Here is a 13,772-nt window from a genome sequence, read left to right on the forward strand (position 1 = left end):
GGCAAGTGTGCTTAGGTCCCGCGGTAAACGGCGGGGGGCGGAGGTCTTAGAGACCCGGGGTTCCGAAACGTCTTGGGGCAGGGGAGATCACCTGAACTTGGCCGTCAATGATTTGCGCGATGGCTAAGGCACGTTCATTGGTGCCATCGGCTCGCAGTCGGAATACCCCGTTCACGCCCGCAAAGCCAGAGGGCTGCGTCAATGATGCGGGCCCGATTTCGCCTGCATCGCGGACGACAGCGCCAATCGCGGATATGCCGTCAAATGCGAGGCCCGCAAGGGGGTGCGGCGCACGGGCAAAGGCGGCTTGAAAACGGCTGTCGAATTGGGCTGAAAGCCCTTGGTCCGGTAGGGCGAACCACCCGCCCTGTAGCCCTGCGAGGCTGAGTGCCTCTGATGGGACATCCCAACGTGCGAGGCCCATGAACTGGACATCACCGGGTTGAATGCCGTTTTCGGGCAGAAGTTGCGCAAAGATCGGCAGCGCGCCGGAATAGGCCGAAGTGAAGAATACCGAATTGGCACCGGCCTCGCGGACAGCGTCGCGCACGATGGGCACGGCATTGAACACGCCCTCTTGCGACAGCTCATATGGGATCGCGGCCACAAGAGTTGCGCCTGATTTACCGACTGCAGATTGGACGGCAGCTCGGGCGATATTGCCCGCCGTATCGTTGGCATGCAGGACTGCCACGCGGTTGCGGCCTTGGGCTGTGGCGTAGCTGATCACGCGATCTGCGGTGTTTTCAAACGTGTTGCCAAGGACATAGACATTGCCCCCCGCGACGGAAGTGTTGTTGGAGAAACTCAGGACTGAGACGTTGTCGTTCGCCACCGCGACGCCAACTGCGGCGGCGACATCGGCATATAGCGGTCCAAGAATAACCTTGGCCCCGTCATCTACGGCGCGCGTGGCAGCGGCGGCCCCAATGGCTGCGTCACCCGCCGTTTCATATACTCTCAGGTCAAGGCGGACCCCTGCAAGATCACCGATTGCAAGGCGTGCGGCGTCCTCTAGGGCCTGTGCAACGACACTGTCACCGGCATTGGCGGAGCCGTAGGGCAACAAAATGGCAACCGGCACAGCACGATCGGGGGAAACCGCGCGGGAGCCCCCACCGGGGAAGTTGGCCTGACACCCCGCAACCGCCAGCGCACCCAAAACCAACATCGCGCATCGCGAAACACGAGAAAAAAGCCACCCCAACATGAGACCCACCCTTTGAATTAATGCGGGAATTCATCGAAATCCCATAGACCTTCCGTGGAAACTAGAGCCTATAGTCAGCCAAGTAAACGATGCGAAGGGAATTGAGCATGACGCGCGCCACATCGCCACTGAGCGCGAGCCTTGCCCCGGGGCTTTACCTTGTTGCCACGCCAATTGGTGCTGCGCGGGACATCACATTGCGGGGTCTCGATATACTGGGGGCGGCAGATATGATTGCAGCCGAAGATACGCGAACTGCGCGCAAGTTGATGGAATTGCATGGAATTTCACGCGATGGTCGCCAGATTGTAGCCTATCACGATCACAATGGTCCCACCGCGCGCCCCCGGTTGTTGGCAGCCTTGCAGGAGGGAAAATCCGTGGCCTACGTGTCAGAGGCAGGCACTCCCATGGTTGCGGATCCGGGCTATCAGTTGGTGCGTGACGCGCATGATGCGGATGTGCCGGTATTTGCGGCACCCGGTGCCTCGGCCGTGTTATCGGCCCTGTGCGTCGCGGGATTGCCAACGGATCGGTTCTATTTCGCAGGATTTCCACCGAACGCGGCCAAAGCGCGTGAGACGTTCCTGAAGGGGTTGAAGTCGATCCCGGGGACGCTTGTTTTGTATGAAAGCCCCAAGCGCATTAGCGAATTATTAAAAGCCTGTCTGATAGTTTTAGGGGATCGCGAATGCGCGTTATGTCGCGAGTTGACCAAGAAATTTGAAGAAACACGCCGTGGTATGATGTCTGACGTTTTGACCTCTGTGATCGATCACCCTCCGAAGGGAGAAATTGTTCTCGTGATTGGTGAGGGTGCTGCTGAGGTCGCCTCTGAGGGGGATATCGAAGCGGCGCTGCGCGAAGCTCTTCAAACGCTAAAAGTCAAAGAGGCGGCTGCGATGATCGCGGAGGATTTCTCGATTTCACGGAGGGATGCGTATCAGATGGCTTTGAAATTGGGCGATAAATGAGAAGTCTTACCAATTACCTTGCCGGTTTGGCCGCAGAGCAGTCGGTTGCCATTCGATACATTCGCGGCGGTCACACACTGTTGGGGCATCGCTGGCGTGGTATCGGGGGGGAGATTGACCTCATTTTTGAAAAAGCGGGCACCTGCGTTTTTGTCGAAGTCAAGAAAAGCAAAGCGTTCGCACGTGCTGCGGAAAGTCTAGGCCCTCGGCAGATCCAACGTCTTTTTGGTGCGGCGTCTGAATTCCTATCTGGTCAGCCGAAGGGTGATCTTACGCCATCACGGTTTGACGTGGCGCTAGTAGATCAATCTGGCCAAATAGAGGTCATCGAAAACGCACTGTGCGCTTAACGGCGTATACTTGTGCGTTGCGCGGCCCGTCCGACTGCGCCATCTAGGCAAAGATGTTTAAGTGGAGACGGACATGGCGCTGCGTGTAGCATTCCAGATGGACCCGATTACGGGTGTCGATATTAACGCGGATTCCAGCTTTCGACTGGCGCTAGAGGCTCAGGCCCGTGGGCATGAGCTGTTCTATTACCCACCAACCGCATTGGCGTATGATACAGGCCGCATCATGGCCCGTGGCCACGGAATGGAAGTCCGCAATGTGGTGGGCGATCATGTTACTCTGCAGCCTGAAACCGAGCTCGATCTTGCATCCATGGATGTGGTTTGGCTGCGCCAAGACCCGCCGTTCGACATGGGCTACATCACCACGACGCATGTGTTGGATCGCCTCAAGGGTGAGGCGCTTGTCGTGAATGACCCGACTTGGGTGCGGAACTGGCCGGAAAAGCTGATGGTTTTGGATTTTCCAGAACTGACACCACCAACGATGGTGACACGCGATTTGGAGACTTTGAAAGCCTTCCGTGCGCGGCATGGTGACGTCATTCTTAAGCCGCTTTATGGCAATGGCGGCGCGGGCGTGTTTCGCCTAACCCCCGAAGACCGTAATCTTAATTCGCTGCATGAGCTGTTTTCATCCGTGAACAATGAACCGCTTATTATGCAGAAATTTCTACCCGCCGTGAGTGCGGGGGATAAACGGATTATCCTTGTGGATGGGGAACCAATTGGTGCGATCAACCGTGTCCCTGCTGAGGGTGAAACGCGATCGAATATGCACGTTGGTGGGCGGCCTGAGCCGGTTGGAATGACCGACCGTGACCTTGAGATTTGTGCAGCCATTGGGCCAAAGTTGCGTGAAGCAGGTCAGATTTTTGTCGGGATTGACGTGATTGGCGACTACCTGACCGAGATTAATGTCACGTCCCCCACCGGCTTGCGGGAGCTTGAGGCATTTGACGGCGTCAATGGCGCGGCACTGATCTGGGATGCGATTGAGCGGAAGCTGGCGGACTAAACTTTAGGGGCGGCGACCAGTCGATATGATAACGCCTCACCTATGTGCGGGGTGTCGACATCAACGTCCCCTGCTAAGTCAGCGATGGTGCGCGAAACTCGCAGTACCCGGTGATACCCTCGCGCGCTGAGCGAAAACCGCTCCGTCGCGAGGTCGAGCATCGCTTGCCCGGCCTGTGTTGGGCGGCACACATCCATCAAGACTTCGCCCTCACAATCCGAATTGGTGTGGGTGTTGTCGATGCTGGCGTAGCGTTCAGTTTGGATCGCGCGGGCGGCGGCAACTCGCTCAGCCACTTGAGCGGAGCTATCGCCGGTTGGTTCACGTTTCAGTTCATCGGCTGGAACTTGTAGCATTTCAATCCGAAGGTCGAAGCGGTCGAGCAGCGGGCCTGAGATTTTTTCGATGTAGTCCGCGCCACAGATTGGGGCGCGGCCGCACGCGAGGTTTGCGTCATAGAGGTGTCCGCAGCGGCATGGGTTTGCGGCGGCGATCAGCAAAAACCGGCAGGGATAGCGGACATGCGCATTCGCGCGTGAGATGACGACTTCGCCATTTTCAAGGGGTTGGCGTAGCGATTCTAGTGTTTGGCGCTGGTATTCTGGGAACTCGTCCATGAACAAAACACCATTATGCGCGAGTGAGATTTCACCGGGTCCGGCGCCTTTGCCACCACCAACCAGCGCGGGCATTGAGGCTGTGTGATGCGGATCGCGAAAAGGCCGGGTTCGGGCAATGCCCCCTTCACCAAGCAGGCCTGCGATCGAGTGTACCATTGATGTTTCAAGCGCTTCGGCCGGTGTGAGGTCCGGCAAAATGGATGGCAACCGGGCCGCTATCATGGACTTTCCGCACCCCGGACTTCCGACCATTAGCAGGTGATGCCGGCCAGCGGCTGCAATTTCGAGCGCGCGTTTCGCACGGGCTTGGCCTCGAATATCGCGCAAATCGCGCTCATGCTGAATGGGTGCGAGGTGGGCGGGATGCGCCTGCGCGAGGGGTTTGGCTCCGGTGAAATGTGCCAGTAGCGCCGCTAAGCTAGACACGCCAAACACCCGCGTGGCGCCGACCCAAGCGGCCTCAGTGCTGCATTCTTCGGGGCAGTATAATTCTGTCTCAAGTGTGCCAGCCGTGACCGCGGCAGGTAGCGCACCCTTGATTGGGATCAGTTTGCCGGAAAGAGATAACTCTCCTAACGACATTATGCGCGCGACTTTATCCTGCGGGAGCATATCGATAGCAGCGAGGATCGCGGCGGCGATTGGCAGATCGAAATGCGCGCCTGATTTTGGCAGATCCGCTGGGGATAGGTTGATCGTGATTCGCTTGGATGGCATCGCCACATTCAAATGCGCGAGTGCGGCGCGCACTCGGTCCTTCGCCTCACTAATGGCTTTGCTGGGAAGCCCAACGATTGAGAATGACGGCAGCCCGGGCGCGAGCGCGCATTCTACCTTGACCGGCCGTGCGACCAATCCATCGAAAGCGACGGTGTATGTACTTGCGAGCATTGCGTCCCCTCGATGGCATCTTGGGACAGGATTAGCTGCAAGGTGTTTACGATTGGTAAAGCTTCATGAAGGCTGGCCATGCTTCTGGATCGGCGCATGTTTTGTCTCGGCAAGTTGCATTGCAAAAGCCAAAGACCCGTCCTCTAAGTTCAAGAAAATGGGTTACTGATCCACCGGAATATGGGCAGCTGTCATTCTCTGAGGGACCGTTTGCAACCGGCTGGGCAGAGAGCGATTTTGGCCCAGGCCAGAGTCCTTTGGGGAGGCCCTTGTCGTATTCGCTCAGCGTTCGATTACGTGCCTCACCCATGGCGCGCCAGCGGCGGAAGGCGGGGTCGTGTAAATGCGCGCTCACATACTCTGCGGCGGCTTGGTCGACTGGCAGCCCGTATCCCGCGATGCGAGCAGCGACAGGCGCATAGAAGGCATCAACCGCCCCATATTCGCCAAATAACCAAGGTCCCTGCCCACCTAGACTGCGCGCGTGATCCCACAGCATGACGATGCGTTTGATATCACGCATAACCGCCTCCGAAGGTCGAAAATCCTGCCATGTATGCCGCAAATTCATTGGGCAGTCACCGCGCAACGCCATGAAACCACTGTGCATTTCAGCCATGAGCGACCGCGCAGCACTTCGACTTTTGGGGTCTTCTGGAAGTAACGACAGCTCAGGGTGCGCCTCAATAATTCCTTCAAAGATCGCGAGGGAATCTGTCCAAACCGCCCCAGAATGCGCGCGCACTGTAGGGACGGTTGCCGCAGGAAACCACCGCTTCAGGTCTTCCGCAAACCTCGGTTGATAGAACTCGGTGGTGTGAATGTTCACAGGGATATCAAAGCGTTCAAACAGCAGCCAAGCACGCAGGCTCCAGCTTGAATACGATTTATCGCCGATCAAAAGGTCATATGTCATGAGCTTAGCATAGCCCTGTTAAATGCCGACGCGCCAATGATGTTTTTGCGGCATCTCTATCACGGATGGTGATTGGCGAAATCACCCTCGAATTTAGTGCCGTCCCATATGATCCGCGTGATCGAGAGCGGCTCAATTACCTGTCCAAGGGCCTCATATGGTGTGATGTTGAGCGCGCGCGCCCATTGCGTGAGGATCACCCCCATATGGGCAACAATAATAATGTCAGAATAGGTGCCCGTTAACACATCACAGCCAGCATTTACCCTTTCGGTGACGTCATTCCAGCTCTCGCCACCGGGTGCTTTTTGCGTGCCAGGGGCATCAAAGAAAGCGCGGCATTCGGGGCTGTCGATTGCGTCAAACGTTTGGTTTTCCCATTCGCCATAGTGAAATTCGCGAAAGCGTTTTTCATGCGAGAGCCGGGATCGCGTGCCTTGTATCGCGTCTGCGGTGGTCCGGGTGCGGAGCAGATCGCTGCTTATAATGGGCGCGTCAGGCAAAGCGGCGCTAACGCGCGCGATCTGATCGGCGTTGGACAGATCGGCTGGCAAATCGGTCCAGCCAACCATCGTCTTTGCATGGGTCGGGCCGTGACGTACCCACCAAAAACGGGTCATTGCGGGACCTCCGGCAGTGTTCCTTTGAGGGCAAAGGGCAGGCCCGACATAACGGCAATCACGCTGTCAGCTTGCCTTGCTGCTACTTGATTGAAACGCCCTTGGATGTTGCGAAATGCGCGCCCCATCGAGGTGTCTGGCACGATGCCTTGCCCCACTTCGTTGGTCACGATGACGAACGGCGTGGGTGACTGGCTAAGGGCACCTAACACCCGCGGGACTTCATCAGCGGGGTCGGCGTCCGCCATAATGATCGCCGTCAGCCACATTGTGGCGCAATCAATTAGGACGGCCTCATTCGGTGCCGTTGCGTGGATTGCAGCCACTAGATCAGTTCCCGTCTCAACGGTATCCCAGCCATCACCTGCACGGCTTGTGCGGTGCGCGCGGACTTTTTCCGCCATTTCATCATCCCAAATTTGTGACGTTGCGAAATATTTTTTCGGCAGGCCGGAACTGGCTATAAGTCGCTCTGCATAATCGCTTTTTCCAGATGCAGCTCCGCCAGTCACTAGGGTTAGTTTTGGTAAAATCAACATTAATTATGCCCCCTAGTGATCCAACGTCCTGTGCCTCCCGTATCACTTACAAAACCAAACCAACAGTCTTCAGGGGGCAATCATGGCCTTGGATTTCAACAGCGATACAACACTATCCCGTCGTGCGATGAAGGCAGAGCTGCTGGACGCCGAAACGGAATTGCAGCTGGCCTATGCGTGGCGCGATCAACGAGACGAGGCAGCCTTGCACCGGCTGATCACCGCGTACATGCGGCTCGCGATCTCGATGGCTTCGAAATTCCGCCGCTATGGAGCGCCGATGAACGACCTGATCCAAGAGGCTGGATTGGGTCTCATGAAAGCTGCCGACAAATTTGATCCCGACCGTGGAGTGCGCTTTTCGACCTATGCTGTGTGGTGGATTAAGGCCTCGATCCAAGACTATGTGATGCGGAATTGGTCGATGGTTCGGACCGGTTCGACGTCCTCGCAGAAGTCGCTCTTTTTCAACATGCGTCGCGTGCAAGCCCGTCTTGAGCGTGAGGCGCAATCCGCTGGCGAGAACCTAGACCGGCACCAATTGCGCCAGATGATCGCGACAGAGGTCGGTGTGCCGCTGCACGATGTTGAGATGATGGAAGGACGTTTGTCCGGCTCCGATTTTTCATTGAACGCGACGCAATCATCCGAGGATGAGGGTCGTGAATGGATCGATGCGCTTGAGGATGATGGCGCGCAAGCCGCTGAAACCGTAGAGCACCGTCACGACACCGATACTCTGCGGGAATGGCTGTTGTGCGCTCTCAACGCTCTTAATGAACGTGAACGGTTTATCGTGCGCGAGCGGAAGCTCCGCGATGCACCCCGGACACTCGAAAGTCTTGGCCAAGAGCTGAAGCTGAGCAAGGAACGAGTGCGCCAGCTTGAAGCCGCTGCTTTCACCAAGATGCGCAAGAGCCTCGAAGGTCAGTCCAAAGAGGTTCGAGCCTTTTTCGTATGATTTATAGCAATCTGTTGCTTGCTGGGGTCGCGTTGGCATGTGCAGGCGCGACCCTCTCTACGTCTGCGGGGGCGCAAGGTGACTGGATCGCGCGCTTGACTGATGCTGACGTGGCTTTGCTGGGCGAAATTCACGACAATCCGGAGCATCACATGCGGCAAGCAGAGGCCATTACGTCCCTTGCGCCAACAGCCGTCGTGTTTGAAATGTTGACGCCAGAGCAAGCCGAAATGCTGTCGGCGGGCTTGCCGGATCGGGCCGAAGATGTGGCCGAGTTGTTGGAGTGGAACGCCTCTGGCTGGCCGGATTACACGATGTATCATCCGGTCTTTGTTGCGGCGAATGATGCTGCAATTTATGGTGCTGCACTGCCTCGTGACCAAGTCCGTGCTGCAGTGTCTGGCGATATAACAGTCATTTTCGGTGATGGTGCCGACGCGTTGGGACTGCATCAACTGCTTGAGCCATCTGAACAAAAGGCCCGTGAGGCGATGCAAATGTCGGCGCATTGTGATGCGTTACCAGCCGACATGTTGCCCGGCATGGTCGCAGCGCAACGCTTGCGGGATGCACATTTTTCGCGTGTGACGCTCCAAGCGCTGGATGAAACGGGCGGCCCGGTTGTCGTCATCACGGGCAATGGCCACGCGCGCAAAGACTGGGGTATGCCGGTCTACCTCGCGGCAGCGGCGCCCGAGGTGACAGTGCGCACGCTTGGCCAGTTTGAAGACGCCCCCGCCGCGGACGCGCCATTTGACGTCACCCTTGTTTCAAGCGCGGCAGAGCGTCCCGATCCCTGTCTGGCCTTTCGCTGATCTTGCTCCTTGCGGCGGTGCAACGTAACGTCCAGCCAACTTAACTGCCGCGGAACGCCAGCCATCATGCTCCACAACAAGAAAATCCTCCTGATCATCGGCGGCGGTATAGCGGCGTTCAAATCCTTGGATTTGATCCGCCGCGTCCGAGAGCAAGGGGCCGAGGTTATCCCGGTTCTAACTCGCGCGGGTGAAGAATTCGTAACGCCCCTGTCAGTGTCCGCATTGGCGGCAAACAAAGTCTACCGCGATCTTTTTGACCTGACCGATGAGGCGGAGATGGGCCACATAGAGCTAAGCCGCGCTGCGGATTTGGTCGTGGTTGCGCCCGCTACTGCGGATCTGATGGCTAAAATGGCTCAGGGCTTAGCGAATGATCTGGCCTCTACGCTTTTGCTCGCGACGGATACGCCCGTGCTAATTGCCCCCGCGATGAATGTGAAAATGTGGGAACATCCTGCCTCGCAGCGCAATGTCGAGACGTTGATGGGGGATGGGATCGGTTTTGTGGGGCCGGACGATGGCACAATGGCCTGTGGTGAGTTTGGCCCGGGTCGGATGGCTGAAGTTCCTGATATTATTACAGCGATGCAAAGGTTCTTCATTGCGGGACCGCTGGCTGGGCGCAAGGTGCTTGTGACTTCTGGTCCGACGCATGAACCCATTGATCCTGTGCGCTATATCGCGAACCGCTCATCTGGTGCGCAGGGCGTGGCGATTGCTGGCGCGTTGCGGGACTTGGGTGCCGAGGTGGTCTTTGTGACCGGCCCGGCTGCCGTGCCGCCGCCGCATGGGGTGCAAGTTGTGCAGGTCGAAACGGCGGCTCAGATGCTGTTCGCGGTTGAGGCCGCACCAAAAGTTGACGCAGCGGTCTTTGCTGCCGCCGTCGCGGACTGGCGCGTGGACAACAGTTCAGCCCACAAGATGAAGAAAGACGGCAGTGGCAAGGCCCCGGCTTTGGCGTTTTCGGAAAATCCAGACATTCTGAAAACCGTATCTGGCTGGGGTGACAAACGGCCCAAGTTGGTCGTTGGCTTTGCTGCCGAAACGGATGACGTCGTCGCCAACGCGACCGCGAAACGGACCCGAAAGGGTTGCGACTGGATCGTGGCCAACGATGTCTCTCCCGAAACTGGGATTATGGGCGGTACGGAAAATGCGGTTACTTTGGTCACCGAAACCGGGACGGAGGCATGGCCCCGCATGAGTAAATCAGAGACCGCGCGCAAGCTGGCGGTTCGTATCGCAAAGGCCTTAGCATGAATGTTCGGATCGCGGTCGTGCGTGCAGATTGGGCGGACGCGTCTGTCGCTTTGCCCACCTACGCCACACAGGGGGCGGCTGGCGCCGATGTGCGCGCGAACTTCCCGGCCGAGCATCGCGAACAGGGTCACACCCTAGCGCCCATGAGCCGCGCAGTCCTGCCTACCGGGCTGCGCATCGCGATCCCTGAGGGATATGAGTTGCAGCTGCGCCCACGCTCTGGTCTTGCCTTCAAACAGGGGCTGACGCTGATCAACACACCCGGCACAATCGACAGCGATTATCGCGGCGATGTGGGTGTTTTGATGATTAATCTTGGGGATGAGCCAGTCACTATTGCGCACGGCGATAGGATCGCCCAAGCCGTGTTTGCCCCGTTGCATCGTGCCGAATTCGATCCGGTTGACGACTTGGACGATAGCGCGCGTGGCACAGGTGGTTTTGGCTCAACAGGGGTCCGCTGATATGATTTTGGTTCTTGGTGTTGCGGCTCTGATTTGGAGCATTGGGCATATTTTGCGGCTGCCGATGCAGGCGCGCTGGTTGATGTTGGGGCTTTTGTACATCGCCGTTCTTGGCCTGCAATTGGCGATGCCTGCTGGCACGCCATTGCGCGAGGCTACGGGCGGCAGTGCGTCCATGTGGTTGATCTTTGGCGGGCTGGTCGGGGTGATTTGGCTTTATCGTGAGGTGCTGAGCAAGCTGCGAGCTCGCGCCGACGAAACCCAGAAAAACATTGCCCAAGAACAATCGCCGCCCCCATCGGCTGGTATGTCTGAGGTTGAGCTGGAGCGGTATGCACGCCACATCGTGATGCGCGAAGTGGGTGGCCCCGGCCAAATGCGGTTGCGTGGGGCAAAGGTTCTGGTGGTTGGCGCAGGTGGTCTCGGCGCGCCTGCGTTGATGTATTTGGCCGGGGCGGGCGTTGGCACGATCGGTGTTATTGATGACGACATCGTCTCCCTGTCCAACCTTCAGCGGCAGATTATCCACACTGATGACCGCTCTGACATGCCCAAGGTTTTCTCAGCCGAGACGGCGATGAAAGCCCTGAATCCGCACGTCAATGTACGCCCCTATCAACGACGGCTGACCGCAGATATCGCCGAGGATTTGTTCGCGGATTACGATTTGATCCTTGATGGATCAGACAGTTTTGCCACGCGCCAAATGGTGAACGCCGCGGCCGTGGCCACGGGCACGCCCCTGGTCGCCGGTGCAATTTCCCAGTGGGAGGGGCAGGTGACGGTCTATGATCCCGCCGGTGGGTCTCCGTGCTTGGCATGTATTTTCCCGCAACCGCCTGCCGCAGGGCAAGCCCCATCCTGTGCTGAGGCCGGGGTGATCGGTGCATTGCCTGGTGTTGTAGGGTCTATGATGGCTCTAGAGGCGATCAAAGAGATCACCGGCGCTGGTGAGACGCTGCGCGGTAAGATGTTGATTTATGACGGTCTATACGCCGAAACGCGCAGCATCGGCATCAAGCGCCGCGCGGATTGCGCCTGCTGCGGAAACATCTGAACCATCACATCTGCGACATCCTGTCGTTCCCTCTATTCTTGGGATAAAGTTTGGCCTATCTGATATTTCAGAAATTTCTGAAATTACTGTGTGGTGGAAAAAGATGAAAATGGCGCCTCTTCTTCAAGAGTTCGTTCTCCACTTTGGTGAGATGGGCAGTCGTTGGGGGATCAACCGAACGGTTGGCCAAATCTACGCAGTTTTGTTCCTGTCGAAAACGCCGCTCAACGCTGAGGAGATTACCACTGCACTGGGCATTAGCCGCTCAAATACGTCCATGGGATTGAAAGAGTTACAGGCATGGAACCTTGTCCGCCTGCGCCACCTGCCCGACGATCGGCGTGATTATTTTACCACCCCCGATGACCTGTGGGAGATCGTCCGTACCCTCGTCGCAGAGCGGAAAAAACGCGAAATCGATCCGACCCTGACCAAGCTCCGTGAACTGGAAATGCAGGGCGCACAGGGCGATCCCTACGCCGAAGCGCGCATCGCTGAGTTGCGCGAGTTGATTGAGATGATGTCCACCTTCTATGAGGACATGAACCGGCTTGAGACTGAGCGTTTGGTTCAATTGATGACGCTCGGCGCCAAACTGGGCGGGTTGGTCGAAAAAACCAGCCGCCTAAACCCATTTACCCGCACCAAAGGCTAGACACATGATGGACACCCTCCTTCTGTCGCGCATCCAATTCGGCGCGAATATCTCGTTTCACATTCTGTTTCCTACGATCACCATCGCGATGGGTTGGATGCTGTTGTTCTTTAAACTGCGCTTCCAATGGACTGGTGATGAAAAGTGGATGGAGGCGTATCGCTTCTGGGTGAAAATCTTTGCCCTAAGCTTTGCCATGGGGGTCGTTTCCGGCATTACGATGTCGTTCCAATTTGGTACGAACTGGCCAGGATTTATGGAGAAGGTCGGCAATATCGCGGGGCCGCTACTGGCTTATGAGATCATGACCGCGTTCTTCCTAGAGGCGGTTTTCATCGGCATCATGCTTTTTGGGGCGTCTCGCGTGCCGGTTTGGCTGCACACAACCGCCACGTTCCTCGTGGCCTTTGGGACCACGGTCTCAACGTTCTGGATCATCGTGTTGAACTCTTGGATGCATACGCCTCAAGGGTTTGAAATGATTGATGGCGTGGCGCACGCGACCGATTGGTGGGCGATCATTTTCAACCCCTCAATGCCATACCGGTTTGTGCACATGCTGCTTGCATCTGGGCTGACGGTATCCTTCCTGATCGCAGGGATTAGTGCGTTTCGCTACCTTTTGGGGGATCGGTCGCGCAGCGTTGCGGCGACACTGCGCACGGGGCTAGTCTTTGGTGCGCTGCTCATCCCCGTTCAAATCCTTGCAGGTGATTTTCATGGACTGAACACGCTGGAACACCAGCCCGCCAAGGTTGCCGCGATGGAGGGCAACTGGGATACGCGCTCTAACGTGCCGCTGGTGGTGTTTGGCCTTCCGAATGAGGAAACACGGACCAATGATTTCGCGATTGAGATCCCGAACCTTGCGTCGATCATCCTGACCCACAAGGCCGATGGTGTTGTGCCCGGCCTGAATGATTTTGTCGCGGAGGACGGCACGATTTTGCACCCTCCGGTGGACAAAGTATTCTGGTCGTTCCGCGTTATGGTTGGCACGGGCATGGCGATGCTGCTGCTAAGCTGGGGTACGCTGGCCCTGATGGCGCGGCGTGATGATCTGGGCCGACGGTTTCAGACTGGCTGTATTCCCACGCCGATCTTGCTGTTCATGGTGCCCTTCGCCTTTTCGGGCTGGGTCGCGACATTGGCAGGCTGGTACACCACCGAAATCGGCCGTCAGCCATGGCTGGTTCAAGGCGTGATGAGCACGGCCGAGGCCGTGGCCGACGTGCCCGCGCCGATGGTTCTCGGCACATTGATCGCTTACCTCGCGATTTATGCGGCATTGCTAACTGCCTACATTAGCGTAATTTTCTACCTCGCGACCAAAGCGACCAAGGGCGACAGCATCCGTATGGCGGTGCGTGGTTCTGGTGAGGCGCAGGTCAAAATCCTGACCCCGGCGGAGTGACCCAA

At 57.4% G+C, this 13,772-nt stretch carries 15 protein-coding genes; 10 read left to right on the plus strand and 5 right to left on the minus strand.

All coding sequences use genetic code 11. The annotated features are described in order from the left end of the window. Nucleotides 1–46: 46 nt before the first annotated feature. Entirely contained in the window at nucleotides 47–1,210 is a 1,164-nt protein-coding gene (locus THS5294_RS14710; protein WP_233486498.1) for a penicillin-binding protein activator, read from the minus strand. Between the two features lie 107 nt (nucleotides 1,211–1,317). Here THS5294_RS14710 and rsmI point away from each other — a divergent pair, with 107 nt between their 5' ends. The 3 genes from rsmI to gshB all read left to right on the plus strand — a co-directional run bounded on the left by rsmI (nucleotide 1,318) and on the right by gshB (nucleotide 3,552). Further along, nucleotides 1,318–2,184, plus strand: a complete 867-nt coding sequence (gene rsmI, locus THS5294_RS14715; RefSeq protein WP_116904361.1) for a 16S rRNA (cytidine(1402)-2'-O)-methyltransferase — start codon at nucleotides 1,318–1,320, stop codon at nucleotides 2,182–2,184. Then, complete coding sequence (locus THS5294_RS14720) at nucleotides 2,181–2,534, plus strand: YraN family protein (protein ID WP_058124349.1); 354 nt, start codon at nucleotides 2,181–2,183, stop codon at nucleotides 2,532–2,534. The genes rsmI and THS5294_RS14720 overlap by 4 nt, the downstream gene beginning before the upstream one ends. Nucleotides 2,535–2,613: 79 nt before the next feature. Beyond that, entirely contained in the window at nucleotides 2,614–3,552 is a 939-nt protein-coding gene (gene gshB / locus THS5294_RS14725; RefSeq protein WP_058124773.1) for a glutathione synthase, read from the plus strand. On the opposite strand, the gene THS5294_RS14730 is transcribed toward gshB, so the two are convergent. The 4 genes from THS5294_RS14730 to cobU are packed head-to-tail and all read right to left on the minus strand — an operon-like array spanning nucleotide 3,549 to nucleotide 7,138. Beyond that, nucleotides 3,549–5,063, minus strand: coding sequence for a YifB family Mg chelatase-like AAA ATPase (locus tag THS5294_RS14730; RefSeq protein ID WP_058124350.1), 1,515 nt, complete (start codon nucleotides 5,061–5,063; stop codon nucleotides 3,549–3,551). The genes gshB and THS5294_RS14730 overlap by 4 nt on opposite strands. 46 nt (nucleotides 5,064–5,109) lie before the next feature. Continuing rightward, a complete protein-coding gene (locus THS5294_RS14735; RefSeq protein WP_058124351.1) occupies nucleotides 5,110–5,979 on the minus strand; it encodes a glutathione S-transferase in 870 nt (289 codons plus the stop codon). 59 nt (nucleotides 5,980–6,038) lie between these two features. Further along, nucleotides 6,039–6,599 carry a histidine phosphatase family protein gene (locus tag THS5294_RS14740; RefSeq protein ID WP_058124352.1) on the minus strand — a complete coding sequence of 187 codons (561 nt, stop codon included), beginning with the start codon at nucleotides 6,597–6,599 and terminating at the stop codon, nucleotides 6,039–6,041. Then, on the minus strand, nucleotides 6,596–7,138 hold the full coding sequence (cobU, locus tag THS5294_RS14745) for a bifunctional adenosylcobinamide kinase/adenosylcobinamide-phosphate guanylyltransferase (RefSeq protein ID WP_058124353.1): 543 nt from the start codon (nucleotides 7,136–7,138) through the stop codon (nucleotides 6,596–6,598). Before cobU ends, THS5294_RS14740 begins: the two co-directional genes overlap by 4 nt. Nucleotides 7,139–7,220: 82 nt before the next feature. Here cobU and THS5294_RS14750 point away from each other — a divergent pair, with 82 nt between their 5' ends. From THS5294_RS14750 to THS5294_RS14780, 7 genes are all read left to right on the plus strand, one after another. Next, complete coding sequence (locus THS5294_RS14750) at nucleotides 7,221–8,099, plus strand: RNA polymerase factor sigma-32 (protein WP_058124354.1); 879 nt, start codon at nucleotides 7,221–7,223, stop codon at nucleotides 8,097–8,099. Nucleotides 8,100–8,194: 95 nt separating this feature from the next. Then, nucleotides 8,195–8,914 carry a ChaN family lipoprotein gene (locus THS5294_RS14755; protein ID WP_306434246.1) on the plus strand — a complete coding sequence of 240 codons (720 nt, stop codon included), beginning with the start codon at nucleotides 8,195–8,197 and terminating at the stop codon, nucleotides 8,912–8,914. Between the two features lie 66 nt (nucleotides 8,915–8,980). Further along, entirely contained in the window at nucleotides 8,981–10,177 is a 1,197-nt protein-coding gene (coaBC, locus tag THS5294_RS14760) for a bifunctional phosphopantothenoylcysteine decarboxylase/phosphopantothenate--cysteine ligase CoaBC (RefSeq protein ID WP_058124356.1), read from the plus strand. Continuing rightward, nucleotides 10,174–10,641 (plus strand): dUTP diphosphatase, encoded by a 468-nt coding sequence (dut, locus tag THS5294_RS14765; RefSeq protein WP_058124357.1) that lies wholly within the window; start codon nucleotides 10,174–10,176, stop codon nucleotides 10,639–10,641. Before coaBC ends, dut begins: the two co-directional genes overlap by 4 nt. 1 nt (nucleotide 10,642) lies before the next feature. Further along, nucleotides 10,643–11,698: a HesA/MoeB/ThiF family protein gene (locus tag THS5294_RS14770; RefSeq protein WP_058124358.1), complete on the plus strand. Its 1,056-nt coding sequence runs from the start codon at nucleotides 10,643–10,645 to the stop codon at nucleotides 11,696–11,698. Between the two features lie 109 nt (nucleotides 11,699–11,807). Further along, a complete protein-coding gene (locus THS5294_RS14775) occupies nucleotides 11,808–12,353 on the plus strand; it encodes a GbsR/MarR family transcriptional regulator (RefSeq protein WP_233486499.1) in 546 nt (181 codons plus the stop codon). A gap of 4 nt (nucleotides 12,354–12,357) precedes the next feature. Further along, on the plus strand, nucleotides 12,358–13,767 hold the full coding sequence (locus tag THS5294_RS14780) for a cytochrome ubiquinol oxidase subunit I (RefSeq protein WP_212733577.1): 1,410 nt from the start codon (nucleotides 12,358–12,360) through the stop codon (nucleotides 13,765–13,767). Nucleotides 13,768–13,772: the final 5 nt, after the last annotated feature.

Source organism: Thalassobacter stenotrophicus (assembly GCF_001458315.1).
GTDB lineage: Bacteria > Pseudomonadota > Alphaproteobacteria > Rhodobacterales > Rhodobacteraceae > Thalassobacter > Thalassobacter stenotrophicus.